We start from the raw sequence: 21,018 nt of genomic DNA, 5'->3' as shown, positions 1-21,018 counted from the left end.
CTCAGTCGTTCGGCCGCGCGGGCACGGGGTAGACGATGAAGTCCGCGTGCCGGTCGATCGCCGGCACCGGTCCCGCCTTCTCCACCCCGGCGCTCAGTTCTTCGATGGCGGAGGGGGCCAGCGGTAGCCGATGCTCGTCCGCATGTACCGGCGCTTCCATCCCGTAATCCTTGCCCGGTGTGGTCGTCATCTCGATATGCGCGCCGAGCAGAGCCCGGATCGGGTGCGTCCTGGCGAACGCCGCCAGCCGCCTCGCACTCGCGCGGAAATCGTCGAAATGGTTCAGCGGCACGTAGAGCCGCCCCGGATAGAGCATGTCGCCCGAGAAGAGCAGCCGCGTCCGCGCATCATAGACCATGATGTGTGCCGGCTGGTGCCCCGGTGTCGCAAGCACGTCGAGGACCCGCCCGCCCAGGTCGAAGCGCGCCACGTCGCGCGGCCAATTGGTGAAGTGGAAGAACGACGCCACCTCGGCGGGCTTGAGTCCCACCACGTCGGTGTCCGGCCGGGCCCGGAACTCGTCGTCCCCGGCGTGATGGTCGCCATGGCCGTGCGAATGCGCGACCACCAGCCGGATCGCGCGGCCGCCGTGCCTGGCCTGCCAGTCGGCAATCAGCCGGTCGACCGTCGGCCGGACCTTCAACCCGCCTGCCCCGGTATCGAGCAGCAGCGCCCGGTCTCGGCCGAAGATCAGATACAGGAACGGCGCCTCGAAATTGGTCTTCACCGATTGGCGGATCACGAAGGTGTCGCCGTCGATCGCCTGCACCTGCGTCTCGGGCTCGTTCGCCGCGGTGCCGTTGATCCAGGGCGCGAACGCCAGCGGCTTGGGGTCCGCGGCGCCGAGCAGCAGACAGGCACCCAGGCCCAGCGAAAAACAGCGTTGAATCCGGTTCATGCCGGCCATGCTGGGCCACCCATCGCCACCCGACAAGCCGCCAAATCCCCCGCTACGTCAAACGACTTACGGCGCGCAGCGCCCGTTTCGGTCATCTTCGAATCATCGGAATCACGGGCGAGGACCGGGCGCGATCATGGATGCAGCTGTACCGACCAACTTCGAGGCAACCGGCGTGCAGGGCGGCCCGATCAAGCGCTTCATCTTCACCTGGTTCCAGCCCGCGGTGCTGCTCGCGATGGTGCTGTTCTGGACGCTGGCGCCGGATTCGATCGCCAAGGCCTCGGTCGCGGTCGGCATCGGCATCGTGTTCAAGCTCTGCCTGCTCGGCATGGAGCGGATCAGCGAGCGCCACCGCCACTGGCGGCTGACCTGGAAGGAGCTCGCCAGCGACCTCTTCTATGTCGGCATGAGCTACACGCTGATCAAATATGCCGGCAAGCAGTTCGGCGACGACGCGATCATCGACGCGATCAAGCACTATTTCCACTTCAAAACGGCCTGGGCCGCGCAGATCCCGATCCTGTTCCAGGCGCTGGCGATCCTGCTGATCTTCGATTTCTGCCAATACTGGATGCACCGCGGCATGCACAACTGGACGCCCTTGTGGCTCACCCATGCGCCGCACCACCACATCACCCAGCTCAACGCGCTGAAGGGCTCCGTGGGCAACCCGATCGAGCTGTTCCTGATCGGCCTGAGCCTGGGCGGCTTCTTCGACTTCCTGCCGCGCGCCGCGCTGCTCGCGGGCGGCATCGGCATGGCGATCGGCGCCTATACCCACGCCAATATCCGCTTCAACACGCCGCGCTGGTGGTCCTTCCTGTTCAACACGGTCGAGCATCACAGCCTGCACCACTCGCCCGATTACGACAGCAGCCGGACCAACTACGCCAACACCTTCATCTTCATCGACCGGATCTTCGGTACCTGCCGCGACTCCGAGGCCGCCCATGTCGGGCTCGACGACTGCCGCCGGTTGGGGATCCGCGAGCAGATGGTCTATCCGTTCCGCCCGATGGTCGGCTGGGTGAAGCAGCTGCGCGCGCCGCGCCTGCCCGAAGCGGTGGCCGCCGAATGAGCTGGCTACGCGCGATCGACTGGATCTGGCACGTCCGCGGCACGCTGGCACTGCCCGCTCGCCCGGCCTCCTTCCATGCGCTGGAACCGGTGTTCGAGGAGCGCGGCACCACGTTGGAGCGCGGCCTCGACACGCTGGTGTTCCACAAGGACAATCCGGACTCGCAGGACAAGCTCGCCTCGTTCGAGCATGGCACGCTGCAGTTCGTCGAGACCGACGCCGGCCCGACGCTGCGCTACGACCTGACCAGCCACCCGCTGCTCTGGTGCTTCATCGCCCCCGCGCCCTTCGCCGCGCTCGCCTATGCCGCGCAGCCGATGCGCATCCCCGGCTATGTCTTCGCCGGTATCTTCGCGGCGCTGTACCTTGCGGGCCGCGTCATCGAGCAGCGCAATGCCCATAAGCTATTCCGCGCGCACCTGCTCGGCACCGACACCGCCGAAGCGGTGCCGGCCTGACGAGACCTCAGGGCCGCTGGAAGGTCCAGCGGCCGCTATCGCTTGCGGGATCGAACGGCATCAGGGCCGAAGTACTCCGTCCGATCGCAACCAGCGCCTTGGGGTGCTTGGCATCGGCCTGCGCCTTGGGCTGGATGCGGTAGCTGCCGTCGGTCAGCTGGTCGATCCGCCAGAGCTGCTCGGCTGCTCCGGTGAAGGCGGGCACCGCCTGCACGCTGCCCTCGGGCCCTACCGCCAGCGCGCGCTCGGTGCCGGCGATCAGGATCTTGTAATAGGGCGCGCCGAACGCCCCGCCTGCCCCTTCCGCCGGGGCGATCGACCAGAGCTGGTGCGCGCGCATCATGTAATCGCCTAGGTCCACCTCGATCGCGCCCTCGGGCCAGCTGACCCGGTTCTCGGCGAGCGTCTGGTTGGGGATCGGCCCGGTGGGGTCGCCCGGCTTGGCGAAGAAGCTGCGGCGGGCGTCGAACGGCATGCGGACGAAGTCGACCGCGAGTTCCAGCGCCCCGCCGCCGCGCTCGGATTGGATCTCGTAGATGCCAGCGGGGAGGTTTTCGCCCGAGACCGGCCAGCCGTCTTTCCACAGCAGCGGCATTATGCCGAGCACGCTGCGCCCGCCGCGATCGAGATCGGCCTCATAATGCATCGAGAATTTCTCGACGCAGTCGCCCAGGTCGAGCAGCCCGAAATGTCCGGGCCCGTACTGCCGCCCGCGCCCCGCCACGACGAGCTTGCCGCCGCCCTTGAGCAGCGGCACACCTATATTGTCGACGAACGGACCCGTAGGGCTGCGCGATCGGCCTACGCGGATGTTGTACGAGGAGTTCGGCCCGTCGCAGCAAGTGCCATGGGTGCCGAGCAGATAATACCAGCCGTCGCGGTGCATCAGTGCCGTCGCTTCCATGTCGATCGCGACATCGACCGGCTGGCTACCCGGCATCTTGTCCCCGGTCTTGGGATCCAGCTCAAGCATGCGGATGTAGCCGTAATAGGTGCCGTAGCTCAGCCACAGCCGCCCTTCCGCCAACAGGAAGGCGGGGTCGATAGCATCGGCCGGCTCCAACCCGTTGGTCGAGGCGACGATGCCGACATCGTGGAAGCCGAAGTCGGGCGACTTGGGGTCGAGCGACCTGGTCCACATCACCTTGACGTTGCTGGCGTGCCCCCCGTTCATGCCGCCGCCGCCCACCGCATAGGCGATGTAGAAGCGGTCGCCGATCCTGATGACGTCGGGCGCGACGCCGCCGCCGGGGCGCTCGCCGCCGCTCGCCCAGGTCCAGCCATCCTCGGAGACGAGCCCGCCGCCGCGCGTGCCGAAGGTCCACCAGCGGCCGTCGGAATAGGTGATGGTCGACGGATCGTGGATGAACGGCTCCCCCGCCAGCTGGGCGGAGGCGGCCTGGGGCTGTGCGACGAGGAACAGCGCCACGAGCGGCAGGCTTGCGAACTTCATGGCGTTCCTCACTGCACGTCGATGGTGATGTCGCGGATCGGCTTGCCGGCCTCGTCGACGAAGCGGGCGCAGAAATCGCTGAGGCCGGGGCCGTTGATCACCGCGCCGCGCAGCACGTTGCGGCCCTTGCGCAGCGTGATCGGGCGCGACAGCACGTCGTCCATCACCATTCGCCGATCGCCATAGAGCCAGGCGACCTCACTGCCGTTCAGCCACCAGCGCGAGGCGGAATTCGACCCCATCGCCAGCCGCACCCCGCGCATCTCGCGGGGTGCGTTCACCACCGTCACTGCCCAGAAGATCACGCCGTAAGTCGGCTTGCCGAGGCCCTGTGCCAGGTAGAACAGCTTGATGTCGAACAGACTGGAATCGAGCGCGTGCCAGCGCAAGGCACCGGGCGCGCTGTCGCCGTCGTGCGGCACACCCTCGAATTTGCCGGGATAGGTGGCGGGCGCGATCGCCGCGCGGACATAGCTGGGGGTGAAGCCGGTATTGGTGCGGTTGGGCTTCACCACCGGTTCGAGCAGCAGCCAGCGACGGAGAAAACCATCGGCATCGGGCACGAGCGGATCGGCGGAGGCCGGGGTGAAATAGGGCGCGAGGCCGGTAGGCGGCGGCAGCTTCTCTTCCACCATGCCGGCGGTCTGTGCCTGCAGCGCTGCCGGTGCCACCATCGCAATTGCCAGCGCGCACCATCGCGCAGCCGAACGGGGCCTGCCCATCGCCATGTCTCCTCTCCCCGGCGACTCGAAGCGGTCACCGTTGTTATCGGTAACAGTATGGCTAGGCGGGGCTGACCTGCGCCGTCAACTGGCGAAACGATTGCCCTGCCTTCCACAAGCCCGGAAGAACGACTTATGCTATTCTTTTCAGCACTATACTAATGTCTTGCAAGACACCGACATTGCGCCGAACGCGCTTGATTTTCTCCGACTAAACTGTCCTAATGTGCGCGCTAACATCCAAGGCTTCCGGCCCATGACGCCGGTAGCACTTAGGGGAGGAACTGCCGTGAAGATCGCTCCTGCCGCCATGGCCGCGGCCATGCTCGCCGTGCATCCCATCCAGGCGCAGACCGCGCCGACGGCCTCAGCGCAAGCTGCGCCGGCGCCGATCGCCGAGGACTTCAAGCCCTCGGCGTTCAACCAGCCGGGGCAGCAATATCCGCAGGTCAATTCGCAGGGCTATGTCCGCTTCCGCGTCATGGCGCCCGAGGCCACCGCGGTGAAGGTGAGCCTGGGCCTGGGCGGCCGCGGCGGCACCACGCTAGCCAAGGCATCCGACGGCAGCTGGACCGGCACCACCGAAGGCCCGCTCGACGAGGGCTTCCATTATTATCACCTGACGATCGACGGCGGCGTTTTCAACGACCCCGGCACGCTCAGTTTCTACGGCTCGACCCGCTGGGAAAGCGGCATCGAGATCCCGGCGCACGATGCCGATTTCTATGCGCTCAAGGACGTGCCGCACGGCCATGTCGAGCAGATCCTGTTCCCCTCCCCCAGCACCGGCACCCAGCGCCGCGCCTTCGTCTACACGCCGCCCGGCTATGAGAAGAACGCCGGCACCCGCTATCCGGTGCTCTATCTCCAGCATGGCTGGGGCGAGGACGAGACGGCGTGGAGCAACCAGGGCCATGCCAATCTGATCCTCGACAACCTGCTCGCCGCGGGCAAGGCGCGACCGTTCCTGATCGTCATGACCTATGGCATGACCAACGACGTGCGGCCCGGCCAGCCCGGCGGGCTCGCCAGCTTCGACATCAAGCCGTTCCAGACGGTGCTGCTGGACGAACTGGTCCCCTATGTCGACGCGCACTACCGCACGCTCGCCGACCAGAAGCACCGGGCGATGGCCGGCCTGTCGATGGGCGGGTTCGAGACCAAGCTGATCGCGCTCAAGAATCTCGATCGCTTCGCCTATATCGGCCTGCTCAGCGGCGGCACCATCTCGCTGGAGGATGTGAACACCACGCCCGGCTATCGCGACAAGGTGAAGCTGACCTTCGTCAGCTTCGGCAGCCGCGAGATCGAGGGCGGCCGCTCGGGCCCGCCGGGCGGCCCCAAGGTCGATCCGCGCGCCAATGCCGAGGCGATCAAGGCGGCGGGCATTCCCAGCGCCTTCTATGTCTCGCCGGGCACCGGCCACGAGTTTCAGACCTGGCGCCGCAGCCTGCACGAAATGGCGCCGTTGCTGTTCCGCGACTGAGCACGCGGCAACGTCAGAAGCGAAAGCTGAGCCAGCCCGCGACGAAGTCCGAGCTGGCATAGCCCGCCTTGGTCAGCGACGGTCCCGCAGCGAGGTGCTCGTAGCGCCCGGTGAGCGACAGCCGCGGGGTGATCGCCCACACCGCCTGCACCCGCGCCACATCGGCGATGCGGGAGTCGCGGATGTTCTGCGTGCCCGCAAAGGGCTGGCCGTTGGCGCGGTACACGGCGTCGTACACATTGGCCCGCCAGGCCCGCTGATATTCCATGTTCAGCCGCAGCTTGGCGGTGGGCGACAGGTTCAGCGTCGGCGCCAGCGCCACCAGATTGCTGGGCGTGAGGAACAGGCCGTAGCTGTAATAGATGTTGTTGCCGAACGGCGCATAGGCGTTGCGGAGCTTGCCGTCGCCATAGCCGCCCCCGCCGCTTGCATAATCGGCATGGAAGCCGATCCGCGGCGCGCGCTTGTCGGAGCCGAGCTGGACGTTCTGCGCGAAAAAGCCCTGCCAGGCGTCGATTTGCTGATCGCGCCAATAGCCCCATTGATGGTTTACCGACCAGTCGATCGTCACCGGCCCCGCCTCGCCCCAGAGATGGGTGCCGAGATAGAAGCGTGTGCCCGGGCCGATGCGGCCGCCCCAGGCGCCCACATTGTTGCGGCGACGCCAGAAGAACGGATCGAAATAGAGCTTGGCACCACCCACCCACCCCTTGGGCACGACGAAGCCGAGGCTCACCCCCGAGAAGCGGCGCGCTGGATCGGTCACGTCGTCGTCGGTGCCGAGGTCGCCATATCGGGTGGGTTTCAGGTCGAACACGTCCACCCGCACCGTCTTGCCGCGCACCCAGCCGCGAAAGCCGTTGAGGGTGTAGCGAATGGTGTTGTTGTCGCGCTGCGAGACCAGCAGATTGGGCCCGTCGGTGAATTCCTGCCGGCCATAGCGCGCGCCGACGTCCACGCCGGCCACCTCGCCCTTCGCCTCGACGAACAGCTGCTGGACCGCCACGTCGTTGCGCAGCGTCGCGGCGGGGGCGCCGAGTTCGACACCCGTGATGCCGCCATGCGCCACTTCGCCATAGACGCGCAGATGCTCGCCAATGTGTACGTCCGCGCCGCCGACCAGCCGGACGATGTCCTGCCGCTGCGCGCGGCTGTCCCGCAGATTGGGGTTGGTGGTGTGGTTCATCCGCAGCCGCGCCTCGCCGGAAAGGGTGACGTACACGTCGCCGTCGGGCGTCAGCTTGATGCATTTGAGCGCATCGATCGGATCGTCCCGCCGGGCGGGATCGCACAGCTTGCGCCAGTCCTCCGCCCAGCGGGAGAGGTTGTAGCCGCCGCTAGTGGTGCCGTCGCCGGTAGCGGCAGCCGGGTAGCCGGCGGTTTCGACGACCTGCGCTTCGGCAGGCATGCCCAGGGCGAGCGCCGGGGTGGCGCCCAGGACGCGGGTTACGCTACGCATGGAGGCTTCCCTTTACTCGGCGGGGACGGCGTCGGCGGCCAACTGGTCGACGCGGGGCGCGCGGCCGTGCAGCGCGGCGTCGAGCGCCTCGTGATCGAGCCGCCCTTCCCAGCGCGAGACGACCACGGTCGCCACCGCATTGCCGATGAAGTTGGTGAGGCTGCGGCACTCGGACATGAACCGGTCGACGCCGAGGATCAGCGCCATGCCGGCCACCGGCACGCTCGGCACGATCGACAGCGTCGCCGCCAGCGTGATGAAGCCGGCGCCGGTCACGCCTGCCGCGCCCTTCGACGACAGCATCGCCACGCCGAGCAGCAGCAGCTGTTGCTCGATCGAAAGGTGGACGTTGGTCGCCTGGGCGATGAACAGCGCCGCCAGCGTCATGTAGATGTTGGTGCCGTCGAGGTTGAACGAATAGCCGGTCGGCACGACGAGGCCGACGATCGTCTTGGGGCAGCCGGCGCGCTCCATCTTCTCGATCAGCGAGGGCAGCGCGCTTTCCGACGAGGAGGTGCCGAGCACCAGCAGCAGTTCGGCCTTGAGGTACGCGATCAGGCGCAGGATCGAGAAGCCCGCCATCCACGAGACGGCGCCGAGAACGACCAGCACGAACAGCGCCGAAGTGAAGTAGAAGGTGCCGACCAGCATCGCGAGGTTGGCGAGCGTGCCGACGCCGTATTTGCCGACGGTGAACGCCATCGCGCCGAACGCGCCGACGGGCGCCGCCTTCATCAGGATCGCGACGACCTTGAACATCGCCAGCGAAATGTCTTCGAGCGCGTTCGTGATCCGCTCGCCGCGGTCGCCGACCAGCGCCAGCCCGATGCCGAACAGGATCGCGACGAACAGCGTTTGCAGGATATTGCCGCCGGTGATCGCCGACAGGAAGGTATCGGGGATAATGCCGAGGAGGAAGCCGGTCAGCGTGCTCTCATGCGCCTTGGCGGCATAGTCGGCGACCTTGCCCGCATCGAGCGAGGCCGGATCGATGTTGAGCCCCGCACCCGGCCGCACGACATTGGCCACGATCATGCCGACGACCAGCGCCAGCGTGGAGAAGAACAGGAAATAGCCAAAGGCCTTGGCCGCGACCCGGCCCACCGCCTTGAGGTCGCGCATGCCGGCGATGCCGGTGACGATGGTGAGGAAGATCACCGGTGCGATGATCATCTTGACCAGCTTGATGAACCCGTCGCCGATCGGCTTGAGCGCCTCGCCGGTGGCGGGGGCATAATGGCCGATCAGCACGCCCGCCAGGATCGCGACCAGCACCTGCGCATAGAGGTGCCGGTACCAGGGCAGCGCCTTGGCGGGCGTCGTTGCGTGTGCGCCCTCATGGGACTCGGCGGGGATACGAACCATCACTTCCTCTCCTTCGGCCTCCGTTGCGCCGGTAGGACTCGATCGGTGCATTCTCGATTGCGGAAAGGTGCGGAGGAAGCGAAAAGCAGCGAGACTTTGTACCATTGCTTTTCAAAGGCTTAGCTGCATTTCACCGCCGATGGTGCGCCAAAATCGACACATGCCTGCTGTGCAAAGTGCAAAAACTTGCACATCGCCGCGCGCTGGCGGATAGCGAAGCGGTGACGCGACGCGACTCGTTTTCGGGCTGGCGCTACTGGGCGCTCGCCGCATTGCTCGGCGCGGTGGTGGCGGTGGCCGGCGGCTGGATCGCCGGCAATCGTACCCGCGACACGCTGGTCGCCGGCGCTCGCACCAATGCCCAGCTGCGCGCGGCGCTGCTCGACAGCGAGATCGCCCGCTTCCGCCTGCTCCCGCTCGCGCTGGGCGACGACCGCGACGTCGCCGCGACGCTCGCCGGTGCGCCCCCGCGAGCGCTGAACGAGAAGCTGGAGAGCCTCGCCCGCACCACCGGCGCGGCCGCCATCTATGTCATAGGCGCCGACGGCCGCACCCGTGCGGCAAGCAACTGGCGGACGCCGCAGAGCTTCGTCGGCTCCGACTATCGCTTCCGCCGCTATTTCCGCGAGGCGAGCACGCGCGGCGAGGCCAGCCAGTTCGCGCTGGGCACGGTCAGCCGCCATTCGGGGCTCTACCTCGCCCGTCGCCCCCCCACGAACGGCGTGATCGTCGTGAAGCTCGAGTTCGATGCGATCGAGACGGCGTGGCGGCGCGCGGGCGGCGACACCTATGTCGAGGATCCCGCCGGGCTGGTGCTCGTCGCCAGCGATCCCGGCCTGCGCTTCGCGGTCGCCCGCCCGATCCTGCCGGCGGTGCTCGCGGCGTTGCGGCGCGAGGCTGCGCTGCCCGAAAGCTCCGCGCCGGTGCTGCTGCCCCCCGCCCGCGGCGACCTGATCGAGGCACGCGTAGCGACCAGCCAGCCGGGCTGGACGCTGGCACTGCGCCGCGCGGTAGGCCCCGCGGTCGCAGCCGCGCAGCGCACGGCCGGGCTGGCGGGGCTGATGGCGGTGCTGGCATTGGCGCTGCTGCTCTGGGGCCTGCGCCAGCGCGCGACGCAGCGCCAGCGGCGTACCTCCGAGCTGGAAGTCGCCGTCGCCGAGCGAACCGCCGAGCTTCGCCGCGAGATCGAGGAACGCGCCGCGCTCGAAGCCCGCGCCGCCGATCTGCGCGAGGGGCTGCGCCAGGCCAACCGCCTCGCCACGCTTGGCCAGGTCACCGCCAGCGTGGCGCACGAGACCGCCCAGCCCGTCGCCGCGATCCGCACCTATGCCGAGACCAGCGTCCAGCTGCTCGAGCACGGCGCGACCGACATGGTGCGGGGCAATCTGGAGACGATCCGCCGTCTGAGCGACCGGATCGGCGCGGTGACCGCGCAGCTGCGCGGCTTCTCGCGCCGCCAGCCGGGCGAAGTCCGCCCGCTGCCGCTCGCCGAAGTGCTCGACGGGGCGCTGCTGATCCTCAAGGAGCAGTTGCGCAACGTCCGGCTGGAGCGCCCGACGATCGGCGGGCATCTGCTGGTGATGGGCGGACGGGTGCGGCTGGAACAGGTGTTCGTCAATCTGCTGCAGAATGCGAGCGAGGCGCTCGCCGGTCGCGCCGATCCGACGATAACGATCCGCACCACCCTCGCCGATGGGCTGGTCTGGGTGCGCATCCAGGACAACGGCCCGGGCATCGCGCCGGACATCGCCGCGCGGCTGTTCACCCCCTTCGCCACCAGCCGCAGCAACGGACTGGGCCTGGGGCTGGTGATCGCCAGCGACATCATGACCGAGCTCGGCGGCAGCCTGCGCTGGCTGCCCGACGAAGGTGGCGCGTGCTTCGAGCTAGAGCTGCGCCAGGCATGAGCTTGCCCGTCGCCCTGGTCGATGACGATGCCGATTTCCGCACGGCGCTGATCCAGCTGCTGACGCTGGCGGGGCACGACGTCCGCCCCTTCGTCGATGCCCCAAGCGCGCTGGCGGCAATCGACCGCGACTTTCCCGGCGTGGTCGTCACCGACGTGCGGATGCCGGGCATGTCGGGGGTCGACTTCTTCCACCGGCTGCGCGCCGTCGATCCCGAGCTGCCGGTGATCCTGATGACAGGCCACGGCGACGTCGCCATGGCGGTGGACGCGATCAAGGCGGGCGCCTGGGACTTCCTCACCAAACCCTTCCCCGGGGATGCGCTGGGCGCAGCGCTGCAACGTGCCGGCACCGCGCGCACGCTCGCGCTGGAGAACCGGCGGCTGCGGGCGACGACGACAGAGGTCGACACCGCCCTGCTCGGCGAGGCGCCCGCGATCCGCCGGCTGCGCGAGATGATCCCGGTGCTGGCCGATGCCGCGCTCGATCTCGTGCTCGAAGGCGCGACCGGCACCGGCAAGGAACTCTATGCCCGGCTGGTCCATCGTGCCGGCCGCCGCGCACGCCATCGCTTCCAGGCGGTGGATTGCGCGACGCTGCCGCCGGGGATCGGCGCGCGGGAGCTGTTCGCCCGCGACGGGCTGGTCGCCCGCGCCGATCGCGGCACGCTGTTCCTCGATCATCTCGACCTCGCCCCGCCCGAGCTGCACCATCGCCTCGCCCAGTTCGCCGAGGCACGCACCGTCGCCACCGAGCAGCGCGACCCCGATCCCGTCGACGTGCGGATCATCGCCGCGATCGGCGAGGGCGGCGCGGCGGCGTTGCCGCCCGGGCTCTACCACCGGCTGGCCGGCGTACCGCTGCGGCTGCCGCCGCTGGCCGAGCGGCGCAAGGACGTGCCGTTGCTGTTCGCCCAGCTTGCGCTGCAGGCGGCGCAGCGCCACCGCCGCCCTGCACCGCCGCTCTCCGAGGCCGCGCACGCCGCAGCGCGGCGCGACTGGCCCGGCAATGTCCGCGAACTGGAGCGCGCGGCGGAGCGCTTCGTGCTCGGGCTCGAGCCGGCCGCTGACATGCCCCCCCCGGAAGCCCAGCCGCTCACCGAACGGCTGGAAGCCTTTGAGCGCAGCGCGATCCTCGATGCCATCGCCGCGGCGGGTGGCGAGATCAACGCGGCGATCGCGGCGCTGGGCCTGCCGCGCAAGACCTTCTATTACCGGGTCAAACGGCTCGGCATCGACCTGCGACGCGCGCGCGGGGTCGACTAGGGCAAGCAAGGAGACCGAAATTGCGGCGTTTCGTCATCGTAGTGGATACCCAGGCCGACTTCATGCACGCCGATGGTGCGCTGGCGGTTGCAGGCGCCGAGGCGTTGATCTCGCCGATGCGGGCATGGCTCGCCGCTCTCGACCCGGCGGACACGGCAGGCGTGCTGTTCACCTTCGACACCCACACGGCCGAACGCTTCACCGGATCGCCCGAGGCCGAGCAATTCCCGATCCACTGCGAACGGGGCACGCCGGGCTGGGAGAATGTCCTCGATCTCGCTGCCGTCGCGCCGGGCATCCCGGTCTATCGGATCGAGAAGGGCGTGTTCGACATGTGGGCCGAACCCGATCTGGCGGTGGAAGCGGTCGGCAGCGGCGAGGCCCGCCCGCGCGACGCCTTCTTCGCGGCGCTGCGGGCAGAAGGGGTTACCGAACTGACGGTGATCGGCGTCGCCGCCGATTATTGCGTGCGCTGGGCGATCGACGGCGCGGTGGCGCACGGCTTCACGGTCGAGGTGCCCGTCGCGCTCACCCGCGGCATCGCCCGGCCGATCGCGCAGGTGCTCGCCGAGGATTTTGCCGGCAAGCCCGTCCGGCTGGGGGAGGAAATGCCCGTCAGCGCCTAGGCTGACGGGCGCTGCGCGCGGCGCAGGCTGAGGCGATGGCTTTGATCAGGCCTTTGGGGCCGCGGGCTCAGAACCAGGATCGCACGCCCGCGACGACGCTGAAGCCGCCCGTCTCCTCCCCGCGCGCACGACTGAATCGCGCGGTGTCGCCGAACTGCCGTTCCCAGGACAGGCCGATATAGGGGGCGAATTCGCGGCGCTGCTCGTAGCGAAGGCGCACGCCCGCCTCCAGATCGGTGAGCCCCGCCCCCGTACCCGTCTCGCCTACGCGCTGGGCGGAGAAATTCGCCTCCACTCTGGGCTGGAGCACGAACATATTGGTGACGCGCTGATCGTAATAGCCCTCTGCCCGCGCCAGAACCTCGCCCTTGTCCGACAGGAACAACGCCCCTCCCAGCTTGAGCTGATAGGGTGCCAGCCCTTCCACCCCCACCGTCGCATAGGCGCGGGAAGGATCGGGCCGGACATCATAGCGGACGCCCGCCTGGAGGTTCCAATAGGGATCGAGTGCATGGCTGTAGAGCGCCTGCACCTCGCCACGCTCCAGCGGCTTGCCGAACCGACCTTCGCCTTCGGATTTCAGCCAGAGCCGATCGATGTCGCCGCCGATCCAGGCCTCGCCGTCCCAGCGATAGCCGTCGCCGCCCTTGCGCAGCTGGATCTCCGCCAGGTTGAACAGCAGCTGGTGGTAGGTCATGCCGCCATGCACATGGCGCAGCGCGTTCTCCCGCGCGTCCGCCATCGCCTTCGCGCCCCAATAACGATCGGCGAGATATGTCGCCGCCGGCACGGGCGCGGGGGCGTTGCCGGGCGCGCGGTCGGTGCCGGCGGGCGCCGTCACCATGCCCGGCATCGAGGCCATGTCGTGCTGCATCGCCTGCCCCGGCGCCATGTCCATGCCGGGCATCCCGGTACTGTCATCGCCGCCCTGCGCGCCCGGCGAGGCACTCTGCGCTGCGGGCATGCCCGGCATGGCGGACATGTCGTGACCTGCATGGGGATCGACCGCTGGAGCCTGGCCCGCAGCCATGCCCGGCATGTGCATGCTCGACATGTCGTGCCCGGCGTGCGGATCGGCGGCCGGATCGGCTGGCGGCGCAGACTGGGCCGATGCCTTGCGGGCACCCGTCTTCCGGGCTGGCGGCTTCTTCGCCTTGGGCCGCGCTTTCGCCGGTTTCTTCGCGGGCATGGGCATCCCGGGCATCGCCATGCCCGGCATCGTCGCGTGATCCATGCTCTGGCCAAGCGCGGGAGCGGCAAGGCCGAGCGACGCCAACCCGGCGAGCAGCGCGACGCGGATCATGCTGCCGCCCCTTCCGGCTTTCGCACTTGGACGACGCGCATCATGCCCGCGTGCATGTGGTAGAGCATGTGGCAGTGAAAGGCCCAGTCGCCTTCCTCGCCGGTCACGTCCCAACGCACCATGCCGCCCGGCTGGACCAGCACGGTATGCTTGCGGGGCGCATAGGCGCCCTTGCCCGTCACCAGCTCGAAGAAATGGCCGTGCAGGTGGATCGGATGGCCCATCATCGTGTCGTTGATCAGCGTCACGCGCACGCGCTCGCCGTGGCGCAGGGGGATGGGTGCGGGGTTCTCGGACAGCTTCTCGCCATCGAAGCCCCACATATAGCGCTCCATATTGCCGGTAAGGTGCAGGCGGATCTCCCGCTCCGGCGCGCGCGTATCCGGGTTGCGATCCAGTGCCACCAGATCGCGATAGGTCAGCACCCGGTGCCCGACATTCTCCAGACCCTGGCCGGGGTCGCCGGTGCGGTCGACCGGCATGGGCGAGATGGTCTGCACCCCAGGCCCTTTCCGGACCTCGGGCGCGTGGGAGAAATCGCGCATCTTCATGGTGCCCATGTCCATGGGCGCCTCTTCCGGACCCGCCATGTCCATGCCCTCGGGCATGGCGCCCGCCGTGCCGTGGTTCATCTTGGAATGGTCCATGCCCGCCATCGCGCCATGGTCCATGCCGCCCATGCCCATGTCCTTCATGGTGGCAAGCGGACGCGGACGAAGCGGCGGCACGTCCGCCGTCATCCCCTCCCGCGGGGCAAGCGTTGCGCGGGCCATGCCGGATCGGTCGATGCTCTCGCCCACCAGCGTATAGGCGCGCAGATCGGGCGGCGTGACGATCGCGTCATAGGTCTCGGCCGGGCCGAACTGGAACTCGTCGATCTCGACCGGGCGGACGTTGAGGCCGTCGGCCGCAACGATCGTCATCGGCAGGCCGGGGATGCGGACGTTGAAGGTCGTCATCGCCGATGCGTTGATGATGCGCAGCCGCACCCGCTCGCCCGGCCGGAACAGCGCGGTCCAATTGTCCGCCGGACCATGGCCGTTGACCAGATAGGTGTAGGTCGAACCCGTGACGTCGGCGATGTCGGCGGGGTCCATCCGCATCCCGCCCCAGCGCAGCCGCGCCTGCAGCGGCTGGTCCTTGCCCGCCAGCAGCCCGGCGAGCGTCTGGCGCTGCCGATTGAAATAGCCGGGCTCCTTCTTCAGCCGGTCGAACAACTGGTGCGGGTGCAGGAAGCTGTGGTCGGACAGCAGGACGACATGCTCGCGATCGAACGGCACGGGGTCGGGATCGCGGGGATCGATCAGGATCGGCCCATACAGCCCTTCCTGCTCCTGCAGCCCGGAATGGCTGTGATACCAGTAGGTGCCGCTCTGGACGACCGGGAACTCGTACGTGAAGGTCGAGCGCGCCGGGATGCCGGGAAAGGAAAGACCGGGCACGCCGTCCATCTGGAAGGGCACCAGCAGCCCGTGCCAGTGGAGCGAGGTTTCTTCGTCCAGTTCGTTGACGACGTGGAGGCGCGCCTTCTGCCCCTCGCGCAGGCGGATCAGGGGCGCCGGCACGCTGCCGTTGATGCCGATCGCATGGCTGGCCCGGCCGTCGACCTGGAGCATCTGATGGGCGATCTTCAGCGTGATGTCGTCGCCCGCAAGGGTCGGCAACGGCTTGGCGATGCCGGCGGAAACGCGCTGTGCCCAAGCCGGCAGACAGGCCGAGAGCGCAATTCCGCCCCCTGCCAAACCGGCACCGCGCAACAGCTGGCGGCGATCGAGAACCCGCGACATGAAAGCTCCTCAGGACAAGGCCCCAACTGGCCCCCTGGCTGGTTGTACGCGGCGCGGGGACGCACCCCTTATCGGAGTTTCTCGATCAGCCGCGCCCGGGCACGGTGGAGGCGCGTTTCCACCGCCTTCTGGCTGATCCCCAGCAGCTCGGCGGTCTCTGCCTGGCTCAGGCCTTCGATGGTGCGCAGCACCAGCGGCTCCTTTAAATTCGCCGGAAGCGTCGCGATCGCACGGCGGACGCGGGCGAGTTGCTGGCGATCGGCCGCCGACTCGTCCGGGCCCGGCTGGTCGTCGGGGATGGCCGCTACCCGATCGTCGTCGGGCATGCCGAAGGACAGGAACCGGCGCACCGCCCGCTTGCGTGTCCAGTCCCGGCTCTTGTTGACCGCGATGGTGGTGAGCCATGCCTGCATCGGCCGATCGGGATCGTAGCGCGCCAGCGCCTGGTGCGCCGCGACGAACGCCTCCTGGGTCACGTCCACCGCATCCTCGCCATTGCCGACGAACGCGCGCACCAGCCGGAACACCGGCTGGCGATAGCGACGCAGGATCTCCGCAAAGGCCGCCTGGCGGCCGGCGAGGCTCAGCGTCGCCAGCTCGCCGTCCGACAGGGTTGTCCAGTCGAAGCTCATTCCCGGTCGGCGGTGAGCGCCTTCACCACTGCCGCGTCGAATTTGGAAGTCTGGTCGGGCCGCAGGAGCTGGCGCATCGCGAAGATATGCGCCAGCGTCGCCTTCTGCATTTCGCCCATGGCGGCATGGCTCTGGTCGACCGCCGCGGCGACCCGCGGGCCGTTGCCATGTTCGGTCTCGATGGCCTCGGCAAGCCGGGCATTGGCGGCGCGCAGCTCCAGCTCGAGCGCGCGCTGCTGCACCGCAAACCGGTCCTCCAGCATCTTCAGCCGCGCCTGCTGTCCGGCATCGAGGGTGAGCTGATGGTGCAGCACCGCGTGGAGGGCGGCGCCGGGCGGCGTTGGCTGGGGCACGATCAGGCGCCCGACGAACACCCCGCCGATCGCCGCCAGAAAGGCAAGGACAACGCACAGCAGGATCCGCGGCGCCGACGTCATTCGTCACCTACCAGCAGCGCCGAAGGGGCAAGCGGCGAGACTTCGCCGAGCGGCGCCAGCGGCGCTGCCGGCTTGGCGGTGGCGGGCAGCCCCGCCCCGACCATCCCGATCGCCAGCGCGGTGACGGCCACGATACCGATCCCGAGCCCGGCACCGCCACGTGCGGGCGCGTGCGGACGGATGCGCGCCAGCACGCATGCGTCGATATCCTCGATCGCCGCGGGGACCGGAGCCGCCGCCAGCCGCGCCAATGTTCTGTCCAGATCGTCCATACGCTTCACTCCGCCCCACTAGCAGCTTTACGCATCGGCGCGCATCATCCCTCACGCGCGGTTGAGGGACGCGGCGAGCTGCCGCGTAACAACAAGCGACACCTTCGCCGGAGAAGCCCCATGCGTCACCTCGCCCTACCCGCCGCCCTTGCCCTGCTCGCTTTGGCCGGGACCGCCCAGGCCCATGCCCGGCTGGTCTCCGCCTCGCCCGCGCCCAACGCGGTGGGTGCCCGGCCGGACCGCGTCACACTCCGCTTCAGCGAAGCCCTGATGCCGAAATTTTCGGGCGCGGACCTGAGGATGACGGGCCCTGCCGGCAAGGCGGGTGGGGCGGTGAAGATTGCCGCGGTTGCCGCGATCGGCACCGATCGGCGCACGCTGGTCCTCACGCCGAAAGCACCGCTGCGCGCCGGTCGCTATACCGTCGCCTGGCATGCCGTCTCGACCGACACGCACCGGGTGACGGGCAGCTTCGCCTTCACGGTGCGATAAGGTGGAGGCCGATTGGCCACTGATATCGGTTCGCCTCGCCCTGTATCTGGCGCTTGGCGGGCTGTTCGGCCTGTCGGCGTTCCATTGCTACGGGCTGCCGGACGGCGACCGCGACCAGGTTTCCGCGCTTCGGCCCTGGCTGGCGGGATTGGGAGTGGCCGGGCTGCTCCTGTCCTGCATCGCCATCGTGCTGCTGGCCGCGGCGATGGCCGGCATGCCGACCTGGCCGATCGATTACGATGCCCTCGCCATGCTCCTAAGTGACCCGGCGATCGGCGCGGCCTGGAAAATTCGCATGGCGGCGCTGGCCTTTGTGTCGCTCGCGGCATGGCGGGCACCGGCCAGCCTCGCCGCACGTTGCTCCGTGGCAATTGCCGCCGGCGTCGCCCTCGTGACGCTGGCCTGGACCGGGCACGGCGCCATGGATGCGGGGACAGCAGGCTGGGTGCATCTGCTGGCCGATGCCATCCACCTGCTGGCGGCCGGCGCATGGCTGGGGGCGCTGGTCGCGCTGGCCCGGATGGTGACTCGCCCGGCCGACCGCCTTGGCCAACATCATCTCCGCCATACGCACCGCGCGCTGGACCGCTTCTCGCTGGCCGGCACGATCTTCGTCGCCGCGATCCTCGTCTCGGGCATCGTCAATGCGTGGCTGTTGGTCGGCCCGGGCAACCTGACGCGCCTCGTCACGACGCTCTACGGGCAGCTCCTTCTCGCAAAGCTCGCCTTGTTCGCGGGGATGCTCGCCTTGGCGTCGCTCAACCGCTTTCGCCTGACGCCGGCCTTCGATCGCGCGATTGCCACGTCGGGCCCTGGTGCCGCGGTCGCGGCGCTGCGCCGCAGCCTTGCCGTGGAGACGGGCTGCGCCGTCGCAATTTTCGCGCTCGTCGCCTGGCTGGGCACGCTTGCACCGCCGATATCGGCCGGGTGACGCGGTTGCCCGGAGCGCTATGGAAGCCCCGATCGAATTTCGGGCCGAAGGAGTTTTGGCTATGCACGACCACCATTCCCATGCCGGCCATCCCGCGCCCGCCCATGGTTGCTGCGGCGGCGAGGGCGCGGCCGCGACGGTGAAGGATCCCGTGTGCGGCATGACGGTGGACCCTGCAAAGACGCCGCACCATGCCGAGCATCACGGCCATGCCTATCATTTCTGCGGGGCCGGCTGCCGCACCAAGTTCCTCGCCGCCCCGGATGCCTATCTGGGCGACAGGCCGCGCGCCGAACCACAGGCCGCCCCCGGCGCGATGTGGACCTGCCCGATGCACCCCGAAATCCGGCAGGAAGGCCCCGGCACCTGCCCGATCTGCGGCATGGCGCTGGAGCCCGAGGCACCGTCGCTCGACGACGCCCCCAATCCGGAGCTTGTCGATTTCACGCGCCGGCTTTGGGTCGCCGGAACCCTCACGATCCCGCTGCTCCTCGTCTCGATGGGCGCAGACATGCTCGGGCTGCACCTCGTCCCGTCGGCCGCCGCGCCTTGGGTGCAGCTGGCGCTCACCGCGCCGATCGTGCTGTGGGCCGGCGCGCCGTTCTTCGTACGGGGATGGCAATCGCTCCGCACCCGCCACTTCAACATGTTCACCCTGATCGCGCTCGGCGTGGGGGCCGCCTTCCTCTACAGCCTGGTCGCCACCTTGGTGCCGGGCGTGTTCCCCGTGCGCTTGCGGACGCATGGCGGGATGGTGCCGGTCTATTACGAAGCCGCCGGCGTCGTGGTGACGCTGGTGCTGCTCGGTCAGATCCTCGAATTGCGGGCGCGCGCCGCAACCGGCCGGGCGATCCGCGCGCTGCTCGATCTCGCGCCCAAGACGGCGCGGCGTCTCCATGCCGACGGCTCCGAAGAGGACGTCGGCATCGCCGATGTGGCGACGGGGGATCGGCTGCGCGTGCGCCCGGGTGAAGCGATTCCCGTCGACGGTATCGTCATCGAGGGCCGATCCTCTGTCGATGAATCGATGCTCAGCGGCGAACCCGCGCCGGTCCTCAAACAGGTCGATGCGCCGGTGACGGGGGGCACGGTGAACGGAACCGGCAGCCTGGTCATCGAAGCCCGTGCGGTCGGCGCGGATACGATGCTGGCGCGCATCGTCCGGATGGTGGCCGAGGCACAGCGCAGCCGCGCGCCGATCCAGGCGGTCGCCGATCGCGTTTCGGGATGGTTCGTTCCCCTGGTCGTGCTGATCGCACTCGCGACCTTCGCGGTGTGGGCGCTGTTCGGCCCCGAGCCTCGGTTCGGGCACGCGCTGCTCAACGCCATCGCGGTTCTGGTCATCGCCTGCCCCTGCGCGCTGGGTCTCGCCACCCCGATGTCGATCATGGTCGGCACCGGCAAGGGCGCCCAGGCCGGCGTGCTGGTCAGGAATGCGGAGGCGCTGCAGGCGTTCGAGTCAGTCGACACCATCGTCATCGACAAGACCGGTACGCTGACCGAAGGCAAGCCCGCGCTGATCGCCGTGGAGCCCGTGGGCGAGCTCGGCGACAGCGCGGTACTGGCGCTCGCGGCGGCGGTCGAGGCGCAGTCCGAACATCCCTTGGCGCATGCGATCGTGACGGCGGCCCGAGACAAGGGCCTGGTTCTGGGCAAGGTGGAGGACTTCGCCTCGCAGACCGGGTTGGGCGTCACCGCCCGGGTCGACGGGCACGAGGTGGCGATCGGCAATGCCGAACAGATGCGGCGCGTCGGCGCCGATCCGACGCCGCTCGATGTCGCCGCGGACCGGCGGCGACAGGACGGTGCGGGTGTCATGCTGGTCGCCGTCGACGGGAAACTTGCCGGCTTGCTCGCAGTCGCCGATCCGGTTCGCGCATCGGCCAGGGACGCCATCGCGACGCTGCGCCGGGAAGGCTTGCGTGTGGTGATGCTGACCGGCGACAATCGCGTCACGGCCGAGGCCGTTGCCCGAGCGGTGGGCGGGCTGGACGCGGTGCACGCCGGCCTGAAGCCCGGGGACAAGGCGGATATCGTCGGCGCGCTGAAGGCGGAAGGACGCCGCGTCGCGATGGCCGGGGATGGCATCAACGATGCCCCCGCGCTCGCCGCCGCCGATGTCGGCCTGGCGATGGGGACAGGCACCGACGTGGCGATCGAAAGCGCCGGCATGACCCTGACGCGTGGCGACCTCTCGGCGATCGTCCGCGCCCGCAGGCTCGCGCGCGCCACCATGCGCAACGTCCGGCAGAACCTGCTCTTCTCGTTCCTGTTCAACGGGATCGGCGTGCCGGTCGCGGCGGGGGTGCTCTATCCGGTGGCGGGCATCCTCCTGTCGCCGATGCTGGCGGGGGCGGCGATGGCGCTGTCGTCGTTCACGGTCGTTCTCAACGCGCTGCGCCTCAATGCCGTGAAGCTGTGACGAGCGATGCCGCGGCCGGGGA

Annotated in this window: 19 protein-coding genes; 9 read left to right on the top strand and 10 right to left on the bottom strand. The window is 68.9% G+C overall.

What is annotated here, in order from left to right; genetic code table 11:
* Nucleotide 1: 1 nt before the first annotated feature.
* Nucleotides 2–898, bottom strand: coding sequence for an MBL fold metallo-hydrolase (locus tag ACTJKY_RS09275; protein ID WP_440845606.1), 897 nt, complete (start codon nucleotides 896–898; stop codon nucleotides 2–4).
* Between the two features lie 136 nt (nucleotides 899–1,034).
* Between ACTJKY_RS09275 and ACTJKY_RS09270 the strand changes: the two genes are divergently transcribed.
* Nucleotides 1,035–1,979 (top strand): sterol desaturase family protein, encoded by a 945-nt coding sequence (locus ACTJKY_RS09270; protein WP_440845604.1) that lies wholly within the window; start codon nucleotides 1,035–1,037, stop codon nucleotides 1,977–1,979.
* Entirely contained in the window at nucleotides 1,976–2,437 is a 462-nt protein-coding gene (locus ACTJKY_RS09265; protein WP_440845602.1) for a hypothetical protein, read from the top strand. The genes ACTJKY_RS09270 and ACTJKY_RS09265 overlap by 4 nt, the downstream gene beginning before the upstream one ends.
* Before the next feature lie 7 nt (nucleotides 2,438–2,444).
* Here ACTJKY_RS09265 and ACTJKY_RS09260 read toward each other — a convergent pair whose 3' ends face one another.
* Together ACTJKY_RS09260 and ACTJKY_RS09255 are read right to left on the bottom strand one after the other, a co-directional pair.
* Nucleotides 2,445–3,890 carry a family 43 glycosylhydrolase gene (locus ACTJKY_RS09260; RefSeq protein WP_440845601.1) on the bottom strand — a complete coding sequence of 482 codons (1,446 nt, stop codon included), beginning with the start codon at nucleotides 3,888–3,890 and terminating at the stop codon, nucleotides 2,445–2,447.
* Nucleotides 3,891–3,898: 8 nt separating this feature from the next.
* Nucleotides 3,899–4,564: an acetylxylan esterase gene (locus ACTJKY_RS09255; RefSeq protein ID WP_440845600.1), complete on the bottom strand. Its 666-nt coding sequence runs from the start codon at nucleotides 4,562–4,564 to the stop codon at nucleotides 3,899–3,901.
* A gap of 337 nt (nucleotides 4,565–4,901) precedes the next feature.
* Between ACTJKY_RS09255 and ACTJKY_RS09250 the strand changes: the two genes are divergently transcribed.
* Entirely contained in the window at nucleotides 4,902–6,098 is a 1,197-nt protein-coding gene (locus ACTJKY_RS09250) for an alpha/beta hydrolase (RefSeq protein WP_440845599.1), read from the top strand.
* Between the two features lie 13 nt (nucleotides 6,099–6,111).
* Here the strand turns inward: ACTJKY_RS09250 and ACTJKY_RS09245 are convergent, their stop codons facing one another.
* Nucleotides 6,112–7,557: an alginate export family protein gene (locus ACTJKY_RS09245; RefSeq protein WP_440845598.1), complete on the bottom strand. Its 1,446-nt coding sequence runs from the start codon at nucleotides 7,555–7,557 to the stop codon at nucleotides 6,112–6,114.
* Between the two features lie 12 nt (nucleotides 7,558–7,569).
* Nucleotides 7,570–8,922 (bottom strand): dicarboxylate/amino acid:cation symporter, encoded by a 1,353-nt coding sequence (locus ACTJKY_RS09240; protein WP_440845597.1) that lies wholly within the window; start codon nucleotides 8,920–8,922, stop codon nucleotides 7,570–7,572.
* 221 nt (nucleotides 8,923–9,143) lie between these two features.
* Here ACTJKY_RS09240 and ACTJKY_RS09235 point away from each other — a divergent pair, with 221 nt between their 5' ends.
* From ACTJKY_RS09235 to ACTJKY_RS09225, 3 genes are read left to right on the top strand one after another with little or no spacing between them, the layout of a single operon-like run.
* Nucleotides 9,144–10,829: a sensor histidine kinase gene (locus tag ACTJKY_RS09235; protein ID WP_440845596.1), complete on the top strand. Its 1,686-nt coding sequence runs from the start codon at nucleotides 9,144–9,146 to the stop codon at nucleotides 10,827–10,829.
* A complete protein-coding gene (locus tag ACTJKY_RS09230) occupies nucleotides 10,826–12,094 on the top strand; it encodes a sigma-54-dependent transcriptional regulator (RefSeq protein WP_440845595.1) in 1,269 nt (422 codons plus the stop codon). The genes ACTJKY_RS09235 and ACTJKY_RS09230 overlap by 4 nt, the downstream gene beginning before the upstream one ends.
* 20 nt (nucleotides 12,095–12,114) lie before the next feature.
* Nucleotides 12,115–12,720, top strand: coding sequence for a cysteine hydrolase family protein (locus tag ACTJKY_RS09225; protein ID WP_440845594.1), 606 nt, complete (start codon nucleotides 12,115–12,117; stop codon nucleotides 12,718–12,720).
* Between the two features lie 67 nt (nucleotides 12,721–12,787).
* On the opposite strand, the gene ACTJKY_RS09220 is transcribed toward ACTJKY_RS09225, so the two are convergent.
* From ACTJKY_RS09220 to ACTJKY_RS09200, 5 genes are all read right to left on the bottom strand, one after another.
* Complete coding sequence (locus tag ACTJKY_RS09220; protein ID WP_440845593.1) at nucleotides 12,788–14,023, bottom strand: copper resistance protein B; 1,236 nt, start codon at nucleotides 14,021–14,023, stop codon at nucleotides 12,788–12,790.
* Nucleotides 14,020–15,810, bottom strand: coding sequence for a copper resistance system multicopper oxidase (locus ACTJKY_RS09215; RefSeq protein WP_440845592.1), 1,791 nt, complete (start codon nucleotides 15,808–15,810; stop codon nucleotides 14,020–14,022). Before ACTJKY_RS09215 ends, ACTJKY_RS09220 begins: the two co-directional genes overlap by 4 nt.
* Before the next feature lie 68 nt (nucleotides 15,811–15,878).
* Nucleotides 15,879–16,442 carry an RNA polymerase sigma factor gene (locus ACTJKY_RS09210; protein ID WP_440845590.1) on the bottom strand — a complete coding sequence of 188 codons (564 nt, stop codon included), beginning with the start codon at nucleotides 16,440–16,442 and terminating at the stop codon, nucleotides 15,879–15,881.
* The gene (locus ACTJKY_RS09205) at nucleotides 16,439–16,879 is read right to left on the bottom strand and encodes a periplasmic heavy metal sensor (protein WP_440845588.1); all 441 of its coding nucleotides are present in this window, start codon (nucleotides 16,877–16,879) and stop codon (nucleotides 16,439–16,441) included. Before ACTJKY_RS09205 ends, ACTJKY_RS09210 begins: the two co-directional genes overlap by 4 nt.
* Nucleotides 16,876–17,151, bottom strand: a complete 276-nt coding sequence (locus ACTJKY_RS09200; protein ID WP_440845587.1) for a hypothetical protein — start codon at nucleotides 17,149–17,151, stop codon at nucleotides 16,876–16,878. Before ACTJKY_RS09200 ends, ACTJKY_RS09205 begins: the two co-directional genes overlap by 4 nt.
* A 120-nt stretch (nucleotides 17,152–17,271) precedes the next feature.
* Between ACTJKY_RS09200 and copC the strand changes: the two genes are divergently transcribed.
* The 3 genes from copC (at nucleotide 17,272) to ACTJKY_RS09185 (ending at nucleotide 20,996) form a co-directional block, all read left to right on the top strand.
* On the top strand, nucleotides 17,272–17,643 hold the full coding sequence (gene copC, locus ACTJKY_RS09195) for a copper homeostasis periplasmic binding protein CopC (RefSeq protein WP_440845585.1): 372 nt from the start codon (nucleotides 17,272–17,274) through the stop codon (nucleotides 17,641–17,643).
* A gap of 1 nt (nucleotide 17,644) precedes the next feature.
* Nucleotides 17,645–18,574, top strand: coding sequence for a copper homeostasis membrane protein CopD (gene copD / locus ACTJKY_RS09190; RefSeq protein WP_440845584.1), 930 nt, complete (start codon nucleotides 17,645–17,647; stop codon nucleotides 18,572–18,574).
* Nucleotides 18,575–18,635: 61 nt separating this feature from the next.
* The gene (locus ACTJKY_RS09185; RefSeq protein ID WP_440845583.1) at nucleotides 18,636–20,996 is read left to right on the top strand and encodes a heavy metal translocating P-type ATPase; all 2,361 of its coding nucleotides are present in this window, start codon (nucleotides 18,636–18,638) and stop codon (nucleotides 20,994–20,996) included.
* Nucleotides 20,997–21,018 lie beyond the last annotated feature (22 nt).

The sequence above is a fragment of the Sphingomonas sp. 22176 genome (assembly GCF_052045505.1).
Lineage (GTDB): Bacteria > Pseudomonadota > Alphaproteobacteria > Sphingomonadales > Sphingomonadaceae > Sphingomonas.
This window is presented reverse-complemented; position numbering and strand designations above follow the sequence as displayed.

Bases quoted from the DNA above. Each gene is read 5' to 3' on its own strand.
- ACTJKY_RS09260 (WP_440845601.1), bottom strand. From the start codon at position 3,890: ATGAAGTTCGCAAGCCTGCCGCTCGTGGCGCTGTTCCTCGTCGCACAG.
- ACTJKY_RS09240 (WP_440845597.1), bottom strand. From the start codon at position 8,922: ATGGTTCGTATCCCCGCCGAGTCCCATGAGGGCGCACACGCAACGACG.
- ACTJKY_RS09255 (WP_440845600.1), bottom strand. From the start codon at position 4,564: ATGGTGGCACCGGCAGCGCTGCAGGCACAGACCGCCGGCATGGTGGAA.
- ACTJKY_RS09230 (WP_440845595.1), top strand. From the start codon at position 10,826: ATGAGCTTGCCCGTCGCCCTGGTCGATGACGATGCCGATTTCCGCACG.
- ACTJKY_RS09220 (WP_440845593.1), bottom strand. From the start codon at position 14,023: ATGATCCGCGTCGCGCTGCTCGCCGGGTTGGCGTCGCTCGGCCTTGCC.
- ACTJKY_RS09185 (WP_440845583.1), top strand. From the start codon at position 18,636: ATGCACGACCACCATTCCCATGCCGGCCATCCCGCGCCCGCCCATGGT.
- ACTJKY_RS09270 (WP_440845604.1), top strand. From the start codon at position 1,035: ATGGATGCAGCTGTACCGACCAACTTCGAGGCAACCGGCGTGCAGGGC.
- copC (WP_440845585.1), top strand. From the start codon at position 17,272: ATGCGTCACCTCGCCCTACCCGCCGCCCTTGCCCTGCTCGCTTTGGCC.
- ACTJKY_RS09210 (WP_440845590.1), bottom strand. From the start codon at position 16,442: ATGAGCTTCGACTGGACAACCCTGTCGGACGGCGAGCTGGCGACGCTG.
- ACTJKY_RS09265 (WP_440845602.1), top strand. From the start codon at position 1,976: ATGAGCTGGCTACGCGCGATCGACTGGATCTGGCACGTCCGCGGCACG.
- ACTJKY_RS09200 (WP_440845587.1), bottom strand. From the start codon at position 17,151: ATGGACGATCTGGACAGAACATTGGCGCGGCTGGCGGCGGCTCCGGTC.
- ACTJKY_RS09245 (WP_440845598.1), bottom strand. From the start codon at position 7,557: ATGCGTAGCGTAACCCGCGTCCTGGGCGCCACCCCGGCGCTCGCCCTG.
- ACTJKY_RS09205 (WP_440845588.1), bottom strand. From the start codon at position 16,879: ATGACGTCGGCGCCGCGGATCCTGCTGTGCGTTGTCCTTGCCTTTCTG.
- ACTJKY_RS09275 (WP_440845606.1), bottom strand. From the start codon at position 898: ATGAACCGGATTCAACGCTGTTTTTCGCTGGGCCTGGGTGCCTGTCTG.
- ACTJKY_RS09215 (WP_440845592.1), bottom strand. From the start codon at position 15,810: ATGTCGCGGGTTCTCGATCGCCGCCAGCTGTTGCGCGGTGCCGGTTTG.